The organism is Neptunomonas qingdaonensis, assembly GCF_900113275.1.
Taxonomy (GTDB): Bacteria; Pseudomonadota; Gammaproteobacteria; order Pseudomonadales; family Balneatricaceae; genus Neptunomonas; species Neptunomonas qingdaonensis.
Genome location: NZ_FOOU01000005.1, coordinates 246069 through 268295, shown reverse-complemented (window position 1 = coordinate 268295; position 22227 = coordinate 246069). Strand labels below are relative to the sequence as shown.

The 22227-nt window shown below is 46.3% G+C and carries 23 protein-coding genes; 10 read left to right on the top strand and 13 right to left on the bottom strand.

The genetic code is table 11. The features are described 5' to 3' along the window. Positions 1–7 precede the first annotated feature (7 nt). Positions 8–1165, bottom strand: a complete 1158-nt coding sequence (locus tag BM099_RS09845; protein ID WP_090727396.1) for a DUF5610 domain-containing protein — start codon at positions 1163–1165, stop codon at positions 8–10. Positions 1166–1505: 340 nt separating this feature from the next. Between BM099_RS09845 and rraA the strand changes: the two genes are divergently transcribed. Continuing rightward, positions 1506–1994 (top strand): ribonuclease E activity regulator RraA, encoded by a 489-nt coding sequence (gene rraA / locus BM099_RS09840; protein WP_090727393.1) that lies wholly within the window; start codon positions 1506–1508, stop codon positions 1992–1994. 26 nt (positions 1995–2020) lie between these two features. Here the strand turns inward: rraA and BM099_RS20430 are convergent, their stop codons facing one another. Then, a complete protein-coding gene (locus tag BM099_RS20430) occupies positions 2021–2176 on the bottom strand; it encodes a hypothetical protein (RefSeq protein WP_177201137.1) in 156 nt (51 codons plus the stop codon). A gap of 215 nt (positions 2177–2391) precedes the next feature. On the opposite strand from BM099_RS20430, the gene BM099_RS09830 reads away from it, so the two are divergent. Next, the gene (locus BM099_RS09830; protein WP_090727388.1) at positions 2392–2589 is read left to right on the top strand and encodes a hypothetical protein; all 198 of its coding nucleotides are present in this window, start codon (positions 2392–2394) and stop codon (positions 2587–2589) included. Between the two features lie 52 nt (positions 2590–2641). Here BM099_RS09830 and BM099_RS09825 read toward each other — a convergent pair whose 3' ends face one another. The 7 genes from BM099_RS09825 to paaF form a co-directional block, all read right to left on the bottom strand. Beyond that, positions 2642–3103, bottom strand: coding sequence for an RrF2 family transcriptional regulator (locus tag BM099_RS09825; protein ID WP_090727385.1), 462 nt, complete (start codon positions 3101–3103; stop codon positions 2642–2644). A 136-nt stretch (positions 3104–3239) separates the two neighbouring features. Continuing rightward, complete coding sequence (gene paaK, locus BM099_RS09820) at positions 3240–4547, bottom strand: phenylacetate--CoA ligase PaaK (RefSeq protein WP_090727383.1); 1308 nt, start codon at positions 4545–4547, stop codon at positions 3240–3242. A 107-nt stretch (positions 4548–4654) separates the two neighbouring features. Then, positions 4655–5863 (bottom strand): 3-oxoadipyl-CoA thiolase, encoded by a 1209-nt coding sequence (pcaF, locus tag BM099_RS09815; protein WP_090727380.1) that lies wholly within the window; start codon positions 5861–5863, stop codon positions 4655–4657. Further along, positions 5860–6357 (bottom strand): hydroxyphenylacetyl-CoA thioesterase PaaI, encoded by a 498-nt coding sequence (gene paaI, locus BM099_RS09810; RefSeq protein ID WP_198064127.1) that lies wholly within the window; start codon positions 6355–6357, stop codon positions 5860–5862. The genes pcaF and paaI overlap by 4 nt, the downstream gene beginning before the upstream one ends. Then, positions 6354–7865, bottom strand: a complete 1512-nt coding sequence (paaH, locus tag BM099_RS09805; protein ID WP_090727377.1) for a 3-hydroxyacyl-CoA dehydrogenase PaaH — start codon at positions 7863–7865, stop codon at positions 6354–6356. The genes paaI and paaH overlap by 4 nt, the downstream gene beginning before the upstream one ends. A 2-nt stretch (positions 7866–7867) precedes the next feature. Next, on the bottom strand, positions 7868–8659 hold the full coding sequence (gene paaG, locus BM099_RS09800; RefSeq protein WP_090727375.1) for a 2-(1,2-epoxy-1,2-dihydrophenyl)acetyl-CoA isomerase PaaG: 792 nt from the start codon (positions 8657–8659) through the stop codon (positions 7868–7870). Between the two features lie 4 nt (positions 8660–8663). Then, positions 8664–9443 carry a 2,3-dehydroadipyl-CoA hydratase PaaF gene (paaF, locus tag BM099_RS09795; protein ID WP_090727373.1) on the bottom strand — a complete coding sequence of 260 codons (780 nt, stop codon included), beginning with the start codon at positions 9441–9443 and terminating at the stop codon, positions 8664–8666. A gap of 220 nt (positions 9444–9663) precedes the next feature. On the opposite strand from paaF, the gene paaN reads away from it, so the two are divergent. Together paaN and paaY are read left to right on the top strand one after the other, a co-directional pair. Further along, on the top strand, positions 9664–11340 hold the full coding sequence (gene paaN / locus BM099_RS09790; protein WP_218150142.1) for a phenylacetic acid degradation protein PaaN: 1677 nt from the start codon (positions 9664–9666) through the stop codon (positions 11338–11340). 159 nt (positions 11341–11499) lie between these two features. After that, positions 11500–12108 (top strand): phenylacetic acid degradation protein PaaY, encoded by a 609-nt coding sequence (paaY, locus tag BM099_RS09785; RefSeq protein ID WP_090727366.1) that lies wholly within the window; start codon positions 11500–11502, stop codon positions 12106–12108. A 134-nt stretch (positions 12109–12242) separates the two neighbouring features. Here paaY and BM099_RS09780 read toward each other — a convergent pair whose 3' ends face one another. The 4 genes from BM099_RS09780 to paaX form a co-directional block, all read right to left on the bottom strand. Then, on the bottom strand, positions 12243–12689 hold the full coding sequence (locus BM099_RS09780) for a MaoC family dehydratase (protein ID WP_090727363.1): 447 nt from the start codon (positions 12687–12689) through the stop codon (positions 12243–12245). 54 nt (positions 12690–12743) lie between these two features. After that, positions 12744–13301, bottom strand: coding sequence for a DUF2889 domain-containing protein (locus BM099_RS09775; RefSeq protein ID WP_090727361.1), 558 nt, complete (start codon positions 13299–13301; stop codon positions 12744–12746). Between the two features lie 69 nt (positions 13302–13370). Then, positions 13371–14717, bottom strand: coding sequence for an FAD-dependent oxidoreductase (locus BM099_RS09770; protein ID WP_090727358.1), 1347 nt, complete (start codon positions 14715–14717; stop codon positions 13371–13373). Positions 14718–14785: 68 nt separating this feature from the next. Next, positions 14786–15724: a phenylacetic acid degradation operon negative regulatory protein PaaX gene (gene paaX, locus BM099_RS09765; protein ID WP_090727355.1), complete on the bottom strand. Its 939-nt coding sequence runs from the start codon at positions 15722–15724 to the stop codon at positions 14786–14788. A gap of 565 nt (positions 15725–16289) precedes the next feature. Here paaX and BM099_RS09760 point away from each other — a divergent pair. From BM099_RS09760 to BM099_RS09735, 6 genes are all read left to right on the top strand, one after another. Further along, on the top strand, positions 16290–17315 hold the full coding sequence (locus BM099_RS09760) for a TRAP transporter substrate-binding protein (RefSeq protein ID WP_090727352.1): 1026 nt from the start codon (positions 16290–16292) through the stop codon (positions 17313–17315). Between the two features lie 11 nt (positions 17316–17326). After that, positions 17327–17842: a TRAP transporter small permease gene (locus BM099_RS09755; RefSeq protein ID WP_090727349.1), complete on the top strand. Its 516-nt coding sequence runs from the start codon at positions 17327–17329 to the stop codon at positions 17840–17842. A 42-nt stretch (positions 17843–17884) separates the two neighbouring features. Then, entirely contained in the window at positions 17885–19213 is a 1329-nt protein-coding gene (locus BM099_RS09750; protein WP_090727347.1) for a TRAP transporter large permease, read from the top strand. 78 nt (positions 19214–19291) lie between these two features. Next, positions 19292–19777: a universal stress protein gene (locus tag BM099_RS09745; protein WP_090727344.1), complete on the top strand. Its 486-nt coding sequence runs from the start codon at positions 19292–19294 to the stop codon at positions 19775–19777. Positions 19778–20054: 277 nt separating this feature from the next. After that, positions 20055–21017 carry an MBL fold metallo-hydrolase gene (locus BM099_RS09740; protein ID WP_090727341.1) on the top strand — a complete coding sequence of 321 codons (963 nt, stop codon included), beginning with the start codon at positions 20055–20057 and terminating at the stop codon, positions 21015–21017. A 145-nt stretch (positions 21018–21162) separates the two neighbouring features. Continuing rightward, entirely contained in the window at positions 21163–22080 is a 918-nt protein-coding gene (locus BM099_RS09735; protein ID WP_090727339.1) for a LysR family transcriptional regulator, read from the top strand. Positions 22081–22227 lie beyond the last annotated feature (147 nt).

Below are 22227 nucleotides of genomic sequence, written 5' to 3'. Positions count from 1 at the left end.
TAGCGGGTTATTGCTCAGCCTCAACCGAAGCGCTTTGCTGGCTGGCAAGAATATTGTTCATACTCTCCAGATTGGCGTTATAACGTGCTTTCTCGGGTTCATCTGAATCACGGTAACGGATATCCTGAGTCACTAATGTCGATAACATCTCGCGGCTAAAGCTGGAAGCATCTTGCATAAAGCCCAGTTTAGGGCTATCAGCGGCGCCATGCATGTTGTGCATCATATGACCTAAGCGTTTGCTTGGGTTCATATCAGAGTTGATGCCTGAGTTCTGCATATTTTCTACATCGGTGTATTTAGCAATCGAACTATGCTGTTCCGATTGAGTCAGACGCAGGTTCATGGACGACAACTCTGTTTTATCCATACGGAACTCGCTGGCCATATCAAATGCTTTTTGGACATCGCCATCGAAGAACTCGTTTGATATCTCGTTCACATCTTTAATCAGGTTTTGCAGTGCGTCGATTTCGTCATTATCCAGATCACCCTCAACTGAAAATTTATACGCGCTGCTTTCATTGCGGCTAATGTTGAAGAGTGATTGGGAGTTGCCTTGCTGATCTTTTTCTATGCCGAATGAACCTTCGTATTGGCTGCTTTTAGAAAAACTAATGGTGACTTCATCACCATCTTGTGTTTTTACTTTTAACGACAGTGTTTCGGCTTCCTGATAGCGTTCAGCTGCCATCAGCCGGGAAACTTGAGCATCTTTAGGTGTTTGCTGTCCAGGCTCCAGAGCACTGAGGGCATCCATTGTCTTGTCTTCAGTCTGGTCAATATTCGATGAGATGCTATCCGTTAACGCGCCTAAGCCATCGAGAATTTCGCGTGCTTCCTCAAAGCCTTTCTTAACGCCATCAACGGCCGCGTTATACATCTTTTGAATATCTTCTTCGGAGCGACCGCTACGACGCGCAGCTTCCAGTCCCTGTGCTACAAAATCACCAATACGACTGGCGACCTTCTCAGGCGAGAAGTCGTCTGCACTCAGCGTTTTAAGGTCACCTGTACTCATTCCCGGAATGTTACTGGCTAGCCTGTTAAGCACCGTATTCTGGCTGGCCGCTTCAGGAGAATTTCCGCTGGACGTTGCTTGTTGAAAGCTTGTCTGGGAGCTTTGTTGAGTGAAAGAACTGTGAGAGTGCAGAGTGCCAATCATGGTGGGCCTCCGGTTTGTTAGTCGGTTATATCTTTCTTTATCGACTCATTTTAGCTGAACTTTAGAAAAAGGCGCTGAAAGCGGGAAAGATTCACGTTCAAATGTTTAAATAATCGATAAGCATGTATTTATGTTGTTAAAAATCACATACAGATCAAAGTGGTGTTGTAAACATCGCCTTGCGTAATAAAATAGCGCTATTTATTCAGAGGAATTCATTCAAGAATTTTATTCAGTGATATTTTTAGCGTGACTTTTTACAGCTGGTTTTGAGAAGTGTTTTGTAAGCTGCTGTTTTAGCTTTAGTATTTTAGGTTATTTGAAAATTAAGGAGAGAAATGTGGAAGACTTACTACCCGAGTTATGTGATCAATTTCCGGAGTTGGTGCAAGTAGTTGAACCTATGTTTGGTAATTTTGGTGGTTGTGAAACCTTCGGTGGTGAAATAGTCACCATTAAAGCATTCGAAGATAACTCGCTAGTGCGTGAGCAGGTTGCTTTACCCGGTAAAGGTAAAGTGCTGGTGGTAGACGGGGGGGGCTCCATGCGCCGTGCTATGCTGGGCGATATGCTTGCTGAAAAAGCTGAAAAAAATGAATGGGAAGGCATCATTATTAACGGCTGTATACGTGACGTAAATGCGATTGGTGGGTTGGACCTGGGTGTTCAGGCGCTGGGCGCACATCCTATGAAAACAGATAAGCGTGGTTTGGGTGATCTGAATGTTGATGTAACCTTTGGTGGTGTTACGTTCAAGCCTGGCCATTATGTTTATGCCGATAATAATGGCGTATTGGTGTCCGCGGTCAAACTTGAACTTGCAGTTTAAGGCTTTTATTTAAGCCCGACAGTCTGCTAGGTAAGACTCATGGCCATGCTGATATAGAGCTTGGCCATGACGCCAAAAACAGTCGCACCACTGATCAAACCAATAAAAATCATTTTCCCTTCGCGGGATGCCTTTGATTGTTTGGACACCGTCCAGACAGACCAGAATTTGTACAAGATCATTAGGATCACACAGACTAATACGAATATTTCAGAATCGAAGATGCTCATGGGCTGCCTTTTCTGTTATCAAAGTGTGTAAGTGATGATTCGGATTATTAAAATGTATTTGATATGTACCTATTATTCATATATAAAATGTTTTGTAAATACATTTTATTATTTGACGCTGTTTTCAGTACAATTTTATTTTGATGAGTCATAGCAGGGGTGGTTACATGAATAAGGGCACGAGCAAAAAAAAACGAGATGAATTACACCGTTCGTGGTTAGACGTCACAGGAACGGCCGTCAAATCAATACATCGGGTAGATGGCTATAAAGGGGCATATGTTGCAGGGCAGGATTATGAACTGATCAGGCCTCATTTTCTACAAAACGAAGACTCACACAGCCGGGATAAAAAGCAGAGCTAACAAGCTGAATACACATGAGGGGTTATGACCAGTGCTCAGCATATAAACCGGTTTAGTTAACCGGTTTAGCCGGCCGTTCAGGTGTCGTTATATCCGAGCCAATAAGTCCCTGGCGCATAGGCTTATTAGCGATGAGGTCAGCGAGTGTATGTTCTTTGAGAACGTCCATAAAAGCATTTTTTGCTTTATTGAGAATAGGTTGTAGTGTGCAAAAATTTGTCAAACGGCAGGAATGATGTTCGCAATCTATGATGGGCCTGAGCCCTTCGGTTTGGGCAACGACAAGGCCAATGTTGATATCAGCAGGATCTTTGCCTAGCTGAATCCCTCCGTTCTTGCCGCGGAACGTCTTCAGGTAAGCGGATTTAGACAGCGCGTGAACAACCTTACGCAGATGTTCGATAGAGATATCATAGAATTGTGCTATCTCAGATAATGTAGTGAGACGGTCATTGTTAATGGCCGCATAGAAAAGTACGCGTAAGCTATAGTCTGTGAATCGGCTCAGTTGCATAAGAGTATTTCTTAAAAGATGTGAATATAATATACGTTATAAAGGCGGGTATTAACAACCCTATTTAGGATGGGTCACATAGAATTAAAAAAGGCCGTATATCACGGCCTTTTACAGATGGTTTGGCTAATTAAAGTTAGCCGTCTTTGCGTTTATCGAAAACACGCTTGGCTTTGCCCTCAGAACGAGGAATAGAGCCGCCATCTACAACAGTGATGCGCGTACTGATTCCAACCACGGCTTTAATGTGATGTTGTAGTTCTTTGGTTGCTGCGAGCTGATCAGCATCGCGGGCATCAGGCGTCATCTCAACTTTAACTTCAACTTTATCCAGGTTTCCTTCTTTAGTAACAATGATCTCATAATGCGGAGACAGAGTAGAAACTTTAAGAATCTGTTCTTCTATCTGCGTAGGGAATACGTTCACGCCCCGAATAATCATCATGTCATCTGAGCGGCCTGTGATTTTATCGATACGGCGCATCGGACGGGCGGTACCGGGTAGCAGGCGCGTCAGATCGCGTGTGCGGTAACGAATAATCGGTAGCGCTTCTTTGGTCAGAGAGGTGAAGACCAGCTCTCCGTATTCCCCATCCGGTAATACCTCACCGGTATTTGGATCGATGATTTCAGGGTAGAAATGATCTTCCCAAATGGTCGGGCCGTCTTTGCTTTCAAGGCATTCCTGAGCAACACCCGGGCCCATGACTTCTGATAATCCGTAGATATCCAGAGCATCTATGCCCAGGCGTGCTTCAATGTTTTTACGCATCTCTTCAGTCCATGGCTCTGCACCGAAAATACCCAGACGTAATGAAAGTTTATGCGGATCAACGCCTTGACGATCCATTTCATCAATCAGGTTAAGCATATAAGAGGGGGTTACCATGATGATATCAGGGTCGAAATCCTGCATCAGCTGTACTTGTTTCTCTGTCTGACCGCCAGACATTGGGATAACCGTGCAACCGAGGCGTTCAGCCCCATAATGGGCACCCATCCCGCCGGTAAATAAACCGTATCCATAAGAGATATGGACTTTATCGCCGTGATGTCCGCCAGCCGCACGGATGGAGCGCGCCACAACGTTAGCCCAGGTATCGATATCGTTCTGCGTGTAACCGACTACAGTAGGCTTACCGGTGGTTCCGCTGGACGCATGAATACGAACAACATCGCGGTTAGGAACCGCGAAGGTTCCGAACGGGTAGTTATTACGCAAATAATCTTTTTGGGTGAATGGGAAGAGCTTTAAGTCTTCCAGTTTTTTCAGATCAAACGGATGAACCCCTTTGTCTTTACACATTTTACGGTAAGCAGGAACATTGTTATAACAATGCGCAATACTCCAACGCATTCGCTTGAGCTGTAATGCGCGTAGTTCATCAATGCTCGCCATTTCGATATCATCGAGCGAGCCGCTGCGGGTTTTTTCAATAGACATATTTTTTATAATCCTGTTGTTCTTTGTCAGTTCTTTGGCAATCTTCAGGGCTAAAGCCAGATAGCTGCCTAAGCGTTAACACTCTTTTATAATTGTTATATTGGGAATCAAACGCGCTCAATAATCATGGCTATACCTTGCCCCACGCCTATACACATAGTGCACAATGCATAACGACCACCGGTACGGTGAAGTTGATACATAGCGGTTGTCACTAAGCGAGCGCCACTAGCGCCAAGGGGGTGGCCTAAAGAGATGGCTCCGCCGTTCGGGTTAACGTGGGCAGCATCGTCAGCCAGGCCTAAATCGCGCATAACGGCTAAGCCCTGTGAAGCAAACGCTTCGTTAAGCTCAATAACATCCATCTGATCGAGAGTAAGACCTGCTTTTTTCAGTACATTACGCGTAGCCGGTGCCGGGCCAAAGCCCATAATGCGAGGTTCCAGACCCGCTGCAGCCATCGCTACGATACGTGCTTTAGGCGTCAGACCATTGGCTTTCGCCGCTTCTGCAGAGGCTATCAATAGTGCGCATGCACCGTCGTTCACGCCAGAAGCATTACCTGCTGTGACAGAACCGCCGGCTCTGAAGGGCGCTTTTAGCTTAGCCAGATCTTCCAGTGTCGTTGATGCGCGTGGGTGTTCGTCGGTATCGACAACGATGGGATCACCTTTTCGCTGTGGGATGACAACCGCTACTATCTCTTCTTTAAAGAGACCTTTTTTCATGGCCGCAGCTGTTTTCTGTTGGCTGCGGTATGCGAAAAGATCCTGATCTTCGCGCGATATGTTGAATTCTTCTGCGACGTTTTCTGCAGTCTCAGGCATAGAATCTACGCCGTATTGCTCTTTCATCTTTTTGTTAATGAAACGCCAGCCGATCGTTGTATCGTAAAGGCCATTAGGATTACGACTGAAACCTGATTCTGCTTTACCCATGACAAAAGGTGCACGCGACATTGACTCGCAACCACCGGCAATCATCAGTTCAGTTTCACCCGACTTGATCGCACGAGCCGCCATGCCGATGGCATCGATACCTGAACCGCATAAGCGGTTAACAGTCGTGCCTGGCACAGCGACAGGAAGACCCGCTAACAACCCAGACATACGTGCGACGTTACGGTTGTCTTCGCCAGCCTGGTTAGCGTTGCCGTAAATAATGTCTTCGACAGTGCTCCAGTCAACATTTGGGTTGCGGTCCATCAGTGCTTTAATCGGAACAGCACCTAAGTCGTCGGGACGTACAGGTGCCAAGCCTCCGGCGTAGCGACCGAAAGGGGTACGGACAGCATCGCATATGAATGCATCTTTCATGAATTATTCTCCTTTGTGCCATGTAGAGCAGATTCTTCTGAGTCGTCTACGAGGACGCCATTAATTTGGTGAGACTTGCCGCGGAAAAAAGCGAGGGCTTGATCTTTCTGATTGTAAACAGTGATGTCGTAAACACCGGTGCGGCCTTTGCGATGGCGTTCCTCTGCGATAGCTTTCAGGCGGTCACCTTCAAAGCCAGGTGCTGCAAAATCAATAGTGCAACCACTGGCAACAGTGACTTTATTATAGCTATTGCAGGCATGTGCAAAGGTGGTATCGGCCAAAGTGAAAAGCATCCCGCCGTGGCAAATGGCATGGCCATTGAGCATATCCTTGCGTACGACCATCTCGAGATGGGCAAAACCTGCACGTGTCTCAATAATCTCCATCCCCAGCGCTTTCGCAGCGTGGTCATTTTCATGCATGGCTATGCTGCACGCGTGTGCCAGCTGATCGGCTGTCATGTCGGGCGTTTTGTGGGGGGCCTTGCTCATGACTTAGCTCCGGCAACTTTACGGCGGATAAGGGGGGAGGTGCGATAGCGGTCTTCACCATAGCTCTTCGCCAGATTATCCAGGACGTTCATAATGCGCTCCAGCCCGACACTTTTTGCCCATTCTATCGGACCGAATGGATAATTAACGCCGCCTTTCATGGCTACATCAACATCGCTTTCAGAGCATACTTGCTGGTTAACAGCGTCATAACCCTCGTTGGCGAGCATCGCAACGGTGCGCATGACAACCATGCCGGCAACATCATCAATAACGGTGACGTTTTTACCGATTGCCTGAAAAAGCCCAATGGCTTTTAGTACGGCAGCGGGGCTTGCCTGATCAGCCGGAGCCAACGCGATACGCGTAGCTTTGGTATAATCCAGAGCCAGATCAAACTGAATCAGATTACTGCTACGAGCAATATCAGCACGGTAGGTTGTCATTTGTCCATTGGTCAGCTGTAAGGTGGTATCCCCTATTAAAATAGCGCCAAAGCCTTCCTGGATGCGGCTTACTTTAATGCCGGCTGCTTCAATGAGTGCTACCAGCGGTTCAGCAACACCAAGATTGCCTTCAATGGTGACGTTACGAGGTGCAGGAGCTGGCGCTTCTGTTTTGATTGTTGGCGTTTCTGCCTGCTCGCTGTAGTCATAAAAGCCTTTCCCGGATTTTCTTCCCAAATGACCGGCACTGACTAATTCCTGTTGAATCAACGAGGGCAGAAAACGTTGGTCATTAAAGAAGGCTGCAAAGACGGATGAAGTCACCGCAAAGTTAACATCATGGCCGATCAGATCCATTAGTTCGAATGGCCCCATGCGAAATCCACCGGCTTCACGAACAATCGCATCGATGCTTGCTTCATCAGCAGCGCCTTCCTGAAGTACGCGTAAACCCTCCGCATAAAATGGACGGGCGACACGGTTAACAATAAAACCGGGTGTGGATTTAGCACGAACCGGGCTTTTTCCCCAGCTCGCTGATAAATCATAGATAGCATCAGCCACGGCTTTATCAGTGTCCAAACCGCTAATTACTTCTACGAGTTTCATGATCGGAGCAGGGTTGAAGAAGTGCATACCGACTAAATTATGTGGACGTTTCAGCTTGCTGCCAATCGCCGTCACAGAGATGGAAGAGGTGTTGGTCGCCAGAATCGTATCGTCTGTGCAGATCTCTTCCAGTTGAGCAAAAACAGATTGCTTAATATCCAGGCGCTCAACGATCACTTCGATAACGACGCGGGCTGGCGCGAAGCCGTCCAAAGAGTCGGTTACTGTGATACGTGATAGCAGTGCATCTACATCACTTTGTTGCATTTTTCCGCGTTGAACCAGTTTGCTCAGTCCTTTGGCTACACCCTCTACACCTCGCTGCGCTGCGCCTTCAAATGCATCATATAGCAGTACCGGATGACCTGCTTTTGCAGCAACCTGAGCGATACCCGCTCCCATAGTGCCGGCGCCAATCACACCAATCACTGCAGTAGAATTAATGTTACTCATGGTTACTGTCCTTTGAACGCTGGTTTACGTTTTCCAATAAAAGCAGCCACGCCTTCACGATAATCATCCGTGCGACCTGCTAAGGTTTGCAAATCACGTTCCAGATCCAGTTGCTCATTAAATGTATTATTTGCTGATGCCTGAATAGCACGTTTAATCAGCGCCAGGCCTTTAGTAGGCTGGCTGGCAAAATGTTGTGCCATCGCCATCGCTTCATCCTGTAGGGATTCGTTCTCAACTGATTTCCAGATCATGCCCCACTGTTCTGCTTGTTCTGCTGATATCTTATCGCCAAGAAGGGAAAGCGCCATGGCGCGAGCAGGGCCAACCAAACGAGGTAATGTCCAGGTACCGCCACAATCAGGGATCAATCCGATTTTACAAAATGCCTGAATGAACGACGCTGATTTGGCCGCCAACACGATATCGCACGCAAAAGCGATGTTGGCACCCGCGCCGGCAGCGACACCGTTGACTGCACAGATAACCGGCATCTCTAAGCTACGAATGGTACGCAGCATAGGGCTATAATTTTTTTCTATGGATTCGCCGAGGTTGGGTGGAGCGCTTCCCGGTGCAACATTTCTGTCCCCTAGATCTTGTCCTGCACAGAACCCACGGCCATTACCTGTTAACAGCAGGCAGCGTACAGAGCTATCTTTCTTAACCTCTTTAAGCGCACTCTTAACTTCTGAGTGCATTTGCGCATTGAAACTGTTCAGGCTGTCAGGGCGATTCAGTGTAAGTACGGCAACGCCTTCAGAAATAGTAAATTCGATGGTTTCGTAAGACATGGTGTTATTTTCCTGTGAAGTTCGGTTGGCGTTTTTCCATAAAAGCAGAGATCCCTTCATTACGGTCTTGAGTCGCCGCTAATAAAGTGAAGGATTTTCGTTCCAGATTCAGACCACTATCCAGTGTCGTTTCGTAAGCCTTTAATAGGGCTTCTTTGGCGAGTCTAACGGCAATAGGAGGCTTGGTAGCAATTTTACGTGCCAGCTCGGTGGCACGTTGAAGAGAGCTTTCAGGAATAGTAACTTCGCTGACCAGCCCGAAAGACAGGGCCTGATGAGCGGATATAAACTCACCTGACAGCACCATCTGCATTGCCATTGATTTGCCGATGGTGCGAATAAGGCGTTGGGTTCCGCCAGCGCCCGGAATGATGCCAAGATTGATTTCTGGCTGGCCGAATAGCGCGTTGTCTCCTGCAATAACAATATCGCAGTGCATCATCAATTCGCAGCCGCCGCCTAAGGCAAAACCATTAACGGCAGCAACAATAGGTTTAGGGAAGAGGGCTATGCGGCGCCAGTAGGTCGGGCGAGGGTCGTTCATCACACCGACGGCATCCAGAGATGCCATCTCTTTAATGTCGGCTCCGGCGGCAAAAACAGTATCACTTCCTGTAATAATGACTGCATTTATATTGCTATCGTCAGCGGCTTGGTCGAGAACCTCGGCCAACTCTTTAAGTAGTTGGGTGCGAAGCGCGTTGTAAGCTTCAGGCCTGTTTAGCCGGATGGTAAGCACCCCGGACTGGGGCTCATCGACAAGTATATCTTGATAATTGTGCATGCAATGGCGCCTTTTTCTCGTTATCTCTCGTATTGTTATTGCCTAAGGTTAACCAAAACTACAAAGGGATACAATATTTATAACTAAAGACGTTCTTTATGTATCATAAACTTTGGTGTATGGTTCATCTATCTTTAAAGAGCTTACAAAGAAAATATAAAGAATATATAAAAAAATAGCCCCCTAAGAACAAGGACAAAGAATCCTCATGAGCTACGTGATGACGCCCCAGCTTGCTACCTTACTAGACAAGCACCAGAACACACTGAACGCCGCCCTTAATGCCATTAAAACCCGTGACTACTGGACGCCCTATCCAGAAAACCCCAGCCCGCGTGCCTATGGCGAAACCGCCAATGCCGATGGCGAAGCGGCGTTTAAAAGCTATCTCAACCAGAGTTTTGCGCTGGATATGCCGGGTATCGTCGGTGAAGCGGGCTCTGAAGTATCACCTTATGGTATTGAGCTTAACGTCAAATACCCGCGGGTGGATCTGGATCAGTTACTACCTGCCATGCAGGATGCACGTAAAGCCTGGCGTGACATTGGCCCGCAAGGCCGTGCCGCTATCTGTCTGGAAATACTCGAACGTATCAACAAACGCAGCTTTGAGATCGGCTATGCGGTGATGCATACCTCAGGGCAGGGTTTCATGATGGCATTTCAGGCCGGTGGCCCCCATGCTCAAGACCGTGGACTCGAAGCGGTCGCGTATGGCTATACGGCCATGATGCATACACCCGAAAGCGCGGTGTGGACCAAACCGCAGGGTAAACAAGACCCGTTAGTCCTGAACAAAACCTTCACCACCGTCGGCCGGGGTATTGGCCTGGTGATTGGTTGTTCAACCTTTCCGACATGGAACACTTACCCCGGCATGTTTGCCGACCTGATTACCGGCAACCCGGTGATTGTAAAACCACATCCGGCTGCCATTCTGCCCGCCGCGATCAGCGTCAAAATTGCACAGGATGTCCTCAGCGAAAACGGCCTGCCTGCTCACATCGTGTCGATGGTGATTGATGAAGACGCCAGCAAACCCGGCACCGCCGCACTGGCCGCACGTGAAGAGATTAAACTGATCGACTTTACCGGCAACACCCCGTTTGGTAACTGGTTAGAAACGCACTGCACACAAGCACAGGTGTATACCGAAAAAGCCGGTGTGAACACCGTGATTATCGACTCCACAGACGACTACAAAGGCATGCTGCGTAACTTATCCTTCACCCTGAGCCTCTATTCCGGCCAGATGTGTACCACCCCGCAGGATATCTTTGTCAGCAAAGACGGTATTGACACCGACCAGGGGCATAAAAGCTTTGATGACGTCGCCAGTGATATCGCCACCGCTGTCAGCAAATTCCTCTCTGATCCGGAACGCGCGGCCATGGTACTGGGGGCGATTCAGGCGCCGGTGACGGCTGAGCGTATCGACAACAGCAAAACACTCGGCAAGGTGCTGCGTGAGTCTGAAGCCCTGACGCATCCGCACTTTCCGAATGCACGGTTACGTTCCCCTTTGTTGATGAGCATTGATGCCGATCAGCAAGACACCTACATGCAGGAACTGTTTGGTCCGATCAGCTTTGTGGTCAAAACAGACAGTACCGCCGAATCGATCGCACTGGCGACAGAGGCCGTCAAACAGCATGGCGCGATTACACTCGGGTGTTACACCACGAACGAGAGCGTTCAGGAGCAGATAGAAGAGGCCGCGTTGGACGGTGGTGTTGCGCTGAGCAGCAACCTGACCGGCGGTGTATTTGTTAACCAGAGTGCGGCTTACAGCGACTTCCATGCAACCGGTTGTAACCCTGCAGCGAATGCCTGCTTGTCTGACTTGGCCTTTGTGGCGAATCGTTTCCGTGTGGTGCAGAGTCGCCGTCACGCGTAGTCGATGAAGTAGTCTGGATGCATTAAAATTAGATCTGGCTAATAAATACTGGTATTCATGTATTTATTTCCGTTATAAAAGGGGATTGCTAGTGGGTTTCGAGCAGCCCCTTTTTTATAATCGAAACATTTATCGTGATTACCGGGTGTGGAGAACAGAATGAAAGTATACGAAATTGATGGTGTAACGCCGGTTATTGATCCTACTGCTTATGTGCATCCAACTGCTGTGCTCATCGGCGATGTCATTATTGGACCGCGTTGTTATGTCGGTCCTGCCGCCTGCTTGCGTGGCGATTTTGGGCGCTTAGTGCTTAAAGAGGGAGCGAATATACAAGACACTTGCGTTATGCATGGTTTTCCAAACAGCGATACCGTGGTGGAAGAGGATGGTCATATCGGACACGGCGCAGTATTGCATGGTTGTGTTGTTAAAAAGAATGCATTGGTGGGTATGAATGCTGTGATAATGGATGGAGCGGTGGTTGGTGAGTCATCTATCGTTGCTGCGATGGCGTTCGTTAAAGCAAAATTTGAAGTGCCTGATCGTACCTTAGTGGCGGGCTCTCCTGCTAAAATTATTCGGCAACTTTCCGATAAAGAGATCCAATGGAAATCTCAGGGAACGGCACAGTATCAGGATCTGGCCGTGCGGAGTTTGAAAACCATGCGTGAAGTGGAAGCATTGACTACGGTTGAGCCTGACCGCAAACGTCTAGAAATTGATGTTAATGTGAAGCCGCTTTATCAGATTAAAGAGGAGGGCTAGTCCTCCCGTCTGTTCGCTAGCCTGTGTACCTATAAGCTATTGATGCTCATCCCATCAATGGCTTTTTTGCGGATCAGATGGTCCTGTTGAATGCTGCTATGTGAAGATATGTGGCAGGGCTCTATTACACAGGGTTAAGCAAGCTTCCGTCTTCCCATCATAATAACAATAAAGCTTATGACTTCGTTGCGATGTTGGTTAAAGCCTCTGCATTTTATTCTTAAAATGCCTCTGTCTGCTTTCGACTTTGACGGAATCATATCAATGATTTCCATTTCTGGCCGAATAGTATCTCCGGGTCTGACTGGCGCAATAAAGCGCAACTCGTCAATGCCTGGACCACCCATGCTTACCGTTTCGAAGATACGCGTCTGAACCAACATTCGAAAGCAAAGAGAAACCGTTTGAAAACCACTGGCGATGAGCCCACCGTATACGCTTTCTGAGGCGGCTTGGGTATCAATGTGAAAGGGTTGAGGATCATAGGTGAGAGCATAATCCAGTATCTGACCCTCACTTAAAGTAAACCCTTGAGCGGCGAAGGTATCACCCACTGTGAAGTCATCAAAATAGCGATCCATATCAGTCTCCGTTTTTAGCCAAAAAAAGTAGCCAAGAAAGTAGCGGTGAATTTATTATTCATCGAATTTAGCAAAATGTGGCCAGTGCTTTTGCACGACAGGGCTTTTCTGACTCCAGCTGTGACAAGTATTCATTACGTCTGGAAGTTTGTTGCCGGCAGTCCAGTTATCTTCTTTTTCGCGGTCTTGATAGGTTGCCTGATAAGCAGATGTGGCGATAGGCCCGAGTAATTCTAATAAGTGAGTACAGCCATTCTCACCGCTGAAAAGTATTTTTGTTTGTTTAGTAAAACCCGGTTTTATCTGCAAGCCAATCAGTTTTTTATAGGCCTCAGAAATGCCTTTGCAGTATTGAAAAGGTGTAAAGTCCATACTGGCTTCTGCGTCTACAATGTTTAAATCAAGATCAATAGTAATGCGCAATGCCATGTCATGAATGGCTTCACCTGCCGGAATTTTTCCATCATTGCGTTCTTTTGAGGTGATATCGTGATCTTTAACATCGACGAGATGTCCTTCAATATCCCATAGACCGTCTTCACGACGATAACCTTTGCAGATAACGGTACGCGTATGTTGTAGGATTCTGTTAGCAGCGGGGGATAAAGGCATAAGATTCTGATCTTCTGTGAGTTATCGGAGTGAGTTATCGTAAAATAGATGATAAAGGCCGTGTAAAACTTAACTTTTATTAACTAAGGCGAGCATTTCAGTAGCTGACGTGAATTTTTCACGCGGTTTACTTTGTGTTGCTCGCTTAATTTCAGCCTGATCTATTATCAGCCAGTCATTATAACTGACAGGTTTAATATTATGGTTATCCAAGAGTGTAGATATACCGGAAAAACCTGTTTTATGTGGGGGCAGAACAGTATGTTCCCAGTCTGCAATAATCGTTTTGGCGAGGTTGACCGCATCAACCCTGTTGGCGGGTATCACTCCATGCGAACCTCGTTTACACCAACCCGTAGCGTACACGCCTGATTCAATTTTGCCGTGTTGATGTAAAAAAATCCCTTTGGCCGAATCGAAAGGAATGTCTGGTATGGATAATGATTGAAATCCTATTGCAGAGATAACCGTGTCGACATTAACACAGATGTACTCATCAGTAGGCGTCGCCGTAGCGCCTTCCAGATGGTTTTTCACCAGATGTAGAGTCGTTGCTTGATTGTTCTCGCCGCTGATCGAAACCGCTGAGGCGCAATTGATAAAGTGTAAACGCGTTTTACCGTCCACCAATGTTGGAATCAATGCTTTTGTTGATGGTTGTGTTGATGTATTTAAAGCACGTAGAAGAGCCAGGTTCTTTTCGGCATTACGACGTTGTCCTTCTTCTATATGATCGGGCAACAGCTGAGGGATTTGATCAGAATCTATGGCGGCTGCAATGTTTGGCAACGAGAGGAGTTCTTGTAGTTCAGCCGAGGTGAAGCTGGCGTCTGCTGCGCTGCGGCGTCCAATAAGGTAAATATCTTTGATGCAAGCGCTATCAAGATGTGCCAGCGCTTGTTGGTGCATATCGCTATTGATCAATTGCTGGTGCTGTTTAGAGAGGATGCGTGCGATGTCCAGCGCGACGTTACCATTGCCAATAATAGCCACTGCATTTGAAAAATGCGGGTTTAGATGAGCAGAGTCAGGATGGCCGTTGTACCAGCGGCTGATCTCTCCAGCGCCATAAACGCCATTGAGGTTTTCTCCCTTGATATTCAATTTGTTATCGAGTGGAGCGCCGCTAGCGATAACAATAATGTGATAGTGCTGTTTAAGCTCGGTGTAGCTAAGATCTGTTCCGAGGTTGATATTACCTACAAAACGAATATTTTCCCGGGACAAAAGACGCTCAAATTGTCGGGTAATATTTTTCGTATGTAAATGATCCGGAGCGACGCCCGCACGCACAAGTCCAAACGGTGTTGGAAGCTTATCAAAAAGATCTATTTGTGAGTCGGGTATTTTTTTAGCGAGTATGTCGGCAACATAGCAGCCAGAGGGGCCGCTACCTATAATTGCGATTTGAACCATTTGTGCTCCGGCTATCCAGGAGATAAAAATCACAGATCAGACAAAAGGGCTTTCTGATCAGAATATTGTCATACGGGAGTAGAAAGACCGCCGAACCGTTTATAAAAATGAGGGGCTGGTTCTGGCAGCATTCCATCAGCGGTTTCTTGTGTTTCTGAAAGAAATGCCTCTGCTTGCAGAAAAATCTTACGATAAATATTTCTACATAATACACGTGCAGAAGTACCTACCCAATCTGTAGGCAGCAACTTCTCAGGTAAGCGAGGATCTCTGAGTTGCAGGCGGCGATAGTGTTGAATCAACAAGGTTCTTAACATGAAGCATTGTTCAGGATCCAGATCAGTGCTGTTGCAGCTATCCAGAACGCGTAGTATGGGACGAAAACGATCAAGAAACGCCTGGTAGTCTTTTGATAACTGCTCAAGATTCCAGCATTCATGAACTAGCTGTTTGAGTGATGCGGATGAATGGCTGTCAAGTAGCTCCGATTTCATATGGATGACTTCGTGGGTCACGCAATATTCTCGCAGCGTATTATTGATCTCAACAAGATCAGACATCGGATGCGCCATGACTCCCGGTGCGATGTTGCCAAAACCTTGCCATTCAAACTCTTTTTTAAGAACTTTTCGTAATTCATTGTCCAGTTGGGTCGTGATGAGTAAATCCCATTTACCGTGCCATTCTGGATAGAGCTCTGCATAGATCCTTTTAAAAGCACTTTCAAAACGACGACGGCCAGAGTCGGTCAGGCTGTAATAACTGCGTCGTCCTATTTGGTTAGATGTTAACCAGCCTTCTTTTGTTAAACGAAAGATAGAAGTGCGCACCAATCTTTGATTTAACCCCAGTGGCTCAAGAAGACGAATAAGGCTGCCTAGCCAAACAGAGCCGCCACGAGGGGCAATAGCATCACCATAAATAGTAATGATAAGTGAGCCGCCGCGAATCGGGCGTTGGTTTTGAAACTCTTCAATGAGTTCATCTATGCATTTGAGTTTATTCATTAAATTATTATATCACGTAAGTATTAATAAATTGATATTCCGTATCACGATGAAACGTGTAGTCAAACTCTTAGATGAATTGAATACAGAGGGGACCTGCAGGGCTGAAAGGGTGTTTGTTAACCCAATTGACTAGAGCGACAGTAATTGACATTGCCTACGTGATACACTATTTTCTACTACACTATGTTTTTTTGTGTCATTTCGTGAGATTGAGAGCATTAATTTATTCGGATAAGTCTGGAGTGGTGAATTGTCAGCTATATAGCAGCACAAGGGCTGAAAAGTTGAAAAACAATTTCCAAAAAGGAAATAATCTTCTGCAAAAGCACTAGGTTATTCCCTTAGAAAAATCAGGTATCTTTTGATGAATATCAATTTCATGGTCTGATAACTGTGAATACTTGATACAAGAAATCTCTTTTTGTTGCGATGTTTGTAGCGAATGTAAGTGCTGGAAATAATTCTGATGAAAGGCGTGTTAACAAAGATACTAATAATAAAAGCTATATAAAAATAGTTCGCTTACTAAAAAAGCGATCACTTAAGCCAGGAGAGCAAACTAATGATAAGAAGAAACTTCCTTAAAGTCGCCGGTGCCGTAACACTGGGTATGTCACTTTCTACTGCTGCGATGTCCGATACTGTATTGCGTGTAGGTAGCTGGCTACCGCCAACACATGCGCAAAATGCTGTCGTTTGGCCTACATGGGCAAAATGGGTTGAAGAGGCGACAGAAGGCCGCGTCACGGTTGAGATGGAGTATGACATTGGTCACCCAAAAACCATGTTTGAGTTAGTCGAAGATGGTGCCGTTGATGCAAGCTTTAGTTACCACGGCTATGTGCCGGGTCGTTTCAAACTAACCCAGGGTATTGAACAGCCATTGCTGGGATCTAATGCTGAAGCGGCTTCTGTTGCTCACTGGCGTGTTCATAATAAATACTTCGCAAAAGCTAATGAGCATGACGGCCTCGAACTGCTGGCTTTGTTTACTCATGGGCCAGGCCAGATTCATACGACAAGTCCTGTTACCAGCCTGAAAGACCTTGAATCTAAAAAAATCCGTTTAGGTGGTGGTGTACAGGGTGTGTTAGGTGATCGCATGGGTGTTACCGCTGTTGGCGCACCGGCTACAAAAGTATATGAAATGATGCAGCAGGGTGTTATCGATGGGGTATTTATCCCAATGAGTGAGCAGAAGTCGCAACGCCTGAAAGAAGTAGCAAAACATGTAGTGATGTTGCCAGGGGGTATGTACCTGGGAAGCTTTGCAATGTTTATCAATCCTGACTTTATGGCAGGGTTGAGCGAAAAAGATCGTGAAGCGATTATCTCTGTCTCCGGTGAAAAACTCTCCGCCATGGCAGGTGCTGCATGGGATGTCGCTGATATAGAAGGTGTAGAGGCTGCAAAAGAGGATGGTGTAACCGTGACGGAAGTAGCCGCTGATGGTGCGATGGCTATAGAATTTCGTGAGCTGGTAAAAGGCATGGATGAAGAGTGGCTTGAAAGTGTCGCTGATCGTGATGTTGATGCTAAAGCAGCGCTTGAAGAGATGCGCAATATTGCCCAAAGCTACGCTAAGTAAGGAGTATTGCAATGGGATTTAGTGCCTGGCTAACAGCGCACTATGACGAGAAAGGGCCAGTCCAATGGCTGGCCTTTGCTCTTGAATTAGTGGCTGCTCTTACATTGTTTTTCCTGATGATGCTGACGTGTGCTGATGTTTTTGGTCGGTTTTTCTTCGACAATTCTGTTGATGGAGCAACGGAGTTGACGGAGATTGGTATCGCTATTCTTGTCTTTGCAGAGATGCCTATTGTTACATGGCGCGGCGGTCACGTCGTGGTCGATATTCTGGATACTTTCTGGAGTAATACGGTGGTTAAAGCACTAACGTTGCTCTCGGCGTTGCTCATGTCCGGATCATTGTATTACGTAGGCGTAAGAATTTTTGAGTTTGCAGATCGTTCTTTAAGGCGTGGAGAGGTTACTGACTTATTAGAAATTCCGGTTGGTTTGATCGTTCAGTATATCGCTTTTATGAGCTGGGCAACGGCGGCGCTAATGATGACCTATGGTATCTACCATATCCTCACTCAGGATCGTGACTAACTTTCCCTTTCATTCACCTTTAACGTTATAGGTATCTTACGTATGGAAATTGCGTTATACGGTTTTGCGGTTTTGCTGATTCTTATCGTTGTCGTCCGCGTTCCTATCGCTTTTTCGATGGGTATCGTTGGCTTCCTTGGCTTTGCTTATGTGCAAGGGCTTAGCTTTAGCAATATTTCAGACTTTAATTGGACACCGTCTCTTAGTATGGCGGCTAAGCGGATTGTTGATACGGCTCAGGATTATAGCCTGTCGGTAATACCGTTATTTATATTGATGGGAAACTTTGTCACCAAATCAGGGCTTTCTCAGGAGTTATATCGGGCTTCTTATGCGTTCTTAGGGCATCGTAAAGGTGGTTTAGCCATGGCAACGGTTGTGGCATGCGGTGGCTTTTCAGCTATTTGCGGCTCCAGCCTGGCAACATCAGCTACCATGGCAAAGGTGGCGATGCCTCCGATGCGTAAATACGGATATGCTGACTCTCTGGCTACCGCCTCTATTGCGGCGGGTGGCACCTTAGGTATCTTGATTCCACCGAGTGTCATTCTTGTTATTTATGGACTACTAACAGAAACCAGTATTCGTGAATTATTTGCCGCCGGTTTTATACCGGGGATGTTGGGCATTGTGTTCTACCTTTTTGCGGTACGCTATGTCGTTTGGCGTAAGCCAGAAAATGGCCCATGCGGCGAGAAGTTTACCTGGAAAGAGCGTCTTGAAGCCCTGAATGGCGTCTGGGGCGTGCTGATACTTTTCGCTGTTGTTATGGGTGGAATTTATCTGGGTGTATTTACACCGACAGAAGCGGCGGGTGTGGGTGCCGGTGGTGCTTTTGCGATTGCTCTGTATCGTAAATCTCTCACGTTTGGCAGTTTGTATGACATTCTCACCGATACGGCGCGTACTACAGCCATGCTGTTTTCAGTCGTTATCGGTGCATTGATCTTCTCTAACTTTATTAACCGCGCGGGTTTGCCTGCAGATATGCTGACATTTGTCTCAGGACTGGATGTGCCGCCGATGATGGTTATCGTGGTCATCCTGATGATCTATGTTGTTCTGGGCATGGTGTTTGAGAGTTTATCAATGCTGCTGTTGACGGTTCCGATCTTCTTCCCGTTGGTGCAAAGTCTTGGTTTCGATTTGGTATGGTTTGGTATTGTAGTGGTGGTGGTAACAGAGATTAGTCTGATCACACCGCCAGTAGGTATGAACGTCTTCGTGTTGAGTGCCGTGCTGCGTGATGTAAAAGCCAGTACGATATTTAAAGGTGTAACGCCATTCTGGTGTGTGGATATTCTACGCTTGATACTGATTACACTGGTCGCACCCATATCGCTCTACCTACCTGAGCTGCTCTATCGATAACGACGATACAAGGGTGCTTTTGCACCCTTTTTACTCTATTCCAATTATGCGTCAGCATCTAAAAAACGAGGTGCCATTATGTTACCTGATGTTAAAACTATTCTTTATGCCTCTGATATCGAAGAAGGATCTCGTCCAGCGTTCCGGGCGGCGGTCAGTATGGCCGGCCACTACGATGCAACCATTACCTTCCTGCATGTGATTGAACCCTTAAGCGCGACAGCCCGCAGTATTCTTAAAACCATGATGAATGATGCAGACTTAAATGAGATGCATGATAGCAGTGTTATAAATCTTAAAAATAAACTGATATCACGCATTGAAAGTTTTTGCGAAACCGAACTGGATGCGACTGAAGCCATGAAGGAAGGGCAAATTATTCCGCGTGTAGAAGAGGGTGTTGCTGACCGGGTGATTCTTAAAGTAGCAAATGAGATTGGTGCAGACCTTATCGTCATGGGAACCCGGACGCATTCCTCAGTAGGGCAGTTCCTGTTGGGTTCTACCGCGAACCGTGTGATGCATCATACTCAAAAACCAGTATTGGTTATTCCTTTAAAATAAGCTGGGGAATAATATTCATTGCTGTCATAAAAGTGCTCTTTTAAAAGGTGACAGTTTATTTTGTTTCTTTTTTGGAAATAATATTCTTCATTTAGGCCACTTATTTAGAAAGAATGAATTAGGTATCGTATTAAAAATCGACTGGGTTTAAGGGGTGTACTTATTTTGTGTAAGTCCGCTTCACCGCTGAATTAGTGACACAATCAAAATTTACGGTAGTAAACAAACCAGTACAAAAACTATTGTAAAAAACCAGTACAAAGATAGGTAAAAAAATATGACGAAGAAGTCTTTTGCGTCCTCTGCGGACCTCGGTGTAAAAACCGAAACATTGGAAATCCTGGGTGATGGTATTTATGCATTAACTGCTGAAGGTGATCCAAACATTTGTGCGGTTGAAGGTGAAGACTTCATTGTTGCTTTTGAAGCACGCGCAACACCAAAAGCTGCCAATGACTGGTTAGAAAAATTACGTGAGCATACAGACAAACCTGTTAAGTATCTGGTGTTATCTCATTACCATGCAGTTCGTGTATTAGGTGCCTCTGCTTACAATGCAGAATCTATCATTGCACATGAAAATACTAAGTTCTTAATTGAAGAGCGTGGTATGCAGGATTGGGCCAGCGAATTTGGTCGTATGCCTCGCTTGTTCCGTGAGCCAGAAGGTATTCCTGGTTTGACGCATCCTGATCTTGTTTTCAATGATCGTATGGAAATTCCGCTTGGTGGCGATCGTGGTAACCTGGTACTGGAATATTGCGGTCGTGGCCATACAGCCGGTGACATCGTTGCCTGGATTCCGAAGCAGAAAGTACTGTTTGCCGGTGACTTAGTCGAAGCAGCCGCTGCTCTTTATACGGGTGATGCTTTCCACTTTGACTGGTCAACCGAGACACTAGACAAAGTTAAAAAATATGAAGCTGAAATACTTGTCGGCGGCCGTGGTGCTGTTGTGCGAGGTCGTGCTGATGTTGATGCAGCAATCGAACAAACGCGTGGCTTCCTAACAGGCATGATCGAGAAAGTCGGTGAAGTTCATAAACGTGGCGGTAGCGTAAAAGAAGCGTTTGAATCGACACGTGATCACTTAGGTCCTAAGTTTGGTATGTGGCCTATCTTTGAACACTGCCTGCCATTTGATGTGCAGCGTCTGTGGGATGAGTTTGACGGTATTGACTGGCCACGCATCTGGACGGATGAGCGTGATCAGGAAGTATGGGATAAACTACAGGATTAATTGCTAGCTTTTGTTTCTGGCTTTTCAGGGCACCCTCTTATAGGGTGCCTTTTTCGTTTCCTATCCATTAAATCAAAGACTTGTAACTTACCAGGACAGTTGTTAGCTTCATCTTATGTATACCCACCATATTTGAGGTACTTTAATGGATGTTTTTTCTGCTATGGGTGTTTTTGTTCGCGTCGTAGATCTTAAAAGCTTCTCTATGGCCGCTGCAGAAATGGGAATTTCAAGCTCCTCTGTCAGTAAACAAGTTTCTCAGCTGGAACAGCATATTGGCGCAAAGCTTTTACAAAGAACGACGCGTCGTTTATTTGTTACCGATGTTGGGGCTGCTTATTACGAAAAATGCCAAACGATTCTGGAAGAGGTAGAGGAAGCAGACAACCTGGTCTCTCAATTGCAAGGAAAACCGCGAGGCGTATTAAGAATCATCTGTAATATGACCTTTGGTCAGATACAGTTATCTAAAGCTATTCCTGAGTTTATGGAAAAGTATCCGGATGTACAGGTGGATATTACCCTTGATGACCGGGCACCGGATCTGATTCGTGACGGTTTTGATATGGCGATTCGCATCGCCGATCCCCAGTTACCTGATTCGAGCATGATTGCACGTGAGATATCCAAAATCCCTATGTATATCTGCGCGACCCCGCATTACCTTGATAAACATGGCCAGCCTGAAACGGCAGAAGACTTGAAAGCACATAATTGTCTGGTGTTTGTGTATGCCGCCAATGCGCACCAATGGACGCTGGAAAAAAACGCTAAACGCTACTCCGTTCAAGTCAGTGGTGATCTTAAAGCTAACAATAGTCTGGTCGTCAGGGAATCAGTTTTACAGCATCGCGGCATAGCAAATTTAGCGGATTTTGTCATTGCACGCTTTGTTAAGTCTGGCGACCTGGTAAAGGTATTTCCAGACTGTCCGCCTGAATATTTGTCCATTTTTGCAATCTATCCCGATCGAAAATATACCTCACCAAAAGTCAGCGCTTTCATCGATTTTTTTAGGGAATGGCTGGATCGTAATCATAAAGAAGATCTCTGGGCAGGGTAATCAGCGCCTCGATTGTTGACATAAAGGCAAGATTGATTCTGTAAATCTTCGGTTTAGCCGGCTTTTGTTTCTTTTTTAGAAATAATCTTATTCGTACTGAGCTAATTATCATCGCGAGTGTTTCAGGTATCGTTAGGTTTATAAGAG

Coding starts and splice junctions, on each gene's coding strand:
- BM099_RS09750 (WP_090727347.1), top strand. CDS start 17,885: ATGGAAATTGCGTTATACGGTTTTGCGGTTTTGCTGATTCTTATCGTT.
- paaX (WP_090727355.1), bottom strand. CDS start 15,724: ATGAATAAACTCAAATGCATAGATGAACTCATTGAAGAGTTTCAAAAC.
- BM099_RS09745 (WP_090727344.1), top strand. CDS start 19,292: ATGTTACCTGATGTTAAAACTATTCTTTATGCCTCTGATATCGAAGAA.
- BM099_RS09740 (WP_090727341.1), top strand. CDS start 20,055: ATGACGAAGAAGTCTTTTGCGTCCTCTGCGGACCTCGGTGTAAAAACC.
- paaK (WP_090727383.1), bottom strand. CDS start 4,547: ATGTCTATTGAAAAAACCCGCAGCGGCTCGCTCGATGATATCGAAATG.
- paaH (WP_090727377.1), bottom strand. CDS start 7,865: ATGAGTAACATTAATTCTACTGCAGTGATTGGTGTGATTGGCGCCGGC.
- paaG (WP_090727375.1), bottom strand. CDS start 8,659: ATGTCTTACGAAACCATCGAATTTACTATTTCTGAAGGCGTTGCCGTA.
- paaF (WP_090727373.1), bottom strand. CDS start 9,443: ATGCACAATTATCAAGATATACTTGTCGATGAGCCCCAGTCCGGGGTG.
- BM099_RS09845 (WP_090727396.1), bottom strand. CDS start 1,165: ATGATTGGCACTCTGCACTCTCACAGTTCTTTCACTCAACAAAGCTCC.
- BM099_RS09775 (WP_090727361.1), bottom strand. CDS start 13,301: ATGCCTTTATCCCCCGCTGCTAACAGAATCCTACAACATACGCGTACC.
- paaI (WP_198064127.1), bottom strand. CDS start 6,357: ATGAGCAAGGCCCCCCACAAAACGCCCGACATGACAGCCGATCAGCTG.
- BM099_RS09830 (WP_090727388.1), top strand. CDS start 2,392: ATGAATAAGGGCACGAGCAAAAAAAAACGAGATGAATTACACCGTTCG.
- BM099_RS09825 (WP_090727385.1), bottom strand. CDS start 3,103: ATGCAACTGAGCCGATTCACAGACTATAGCTTACGCGTACTTTTCTAT.
- BM099_RS20430 (WP_177201137.1), bottom strand. CDS start 2,176: ATGATCTTGTACAAATTCTGGTCTGTCTGGACGGTGTCCAAACAATCA.
- BM099_RS09770 (WP_090727358.1), bottom strand. CDS start 14,717: ATGGTTCAAATCGCAATTATAGGTAGCGGCCCCTCTGGCTGCTATGTT.
- BM099_RS09735 (WP_090727339.1), top strand. CDS start 21,163: ATGGATGTTTTTTCTGCTATGGGTGTTTTTGTTCGCGTCGTAGATCTT.
- paaY (WP_090727366.1), top strand. CDS start 11,500: ATGAAAGTATACGAAATTGATGGTGTAACGCCGGTTATTGATCCTACT.
- BM099_RS09760 (WP_090727352.1), top strand. CDS start 16,290: ATGATAAGAAGAAACTTCCTTAAAGTCGCCGGTGCCGTAACACTGGGT.
- BM099_RS09755 (WP_090727349.1), top strand. CDS start 17,327: ATGGGATTTAGTGCCTGGCTAACAGCGCACTATGACGAGAAAGGGCCA.
- BM099_RS09780 (WP_090727363.1), bottom strand. CDS start 12,689: ATGGATCGCTATTTTGATGACTTCACAGTGGGTGATACCTTCGCCGCT.
- pcaF (WP_090727380.1), bottom strand. CDS start 5,863: ATGAAAGATGCATTCATATGCGATGCTGTCCGTACCCCTTTCGGTCGC.
- paaN (WP_218150142.1), top strand. CDS start 9,664: ATGACGCCCCAGCTTGCTACCTTACTAGACAAGCACCAGAACACACTG.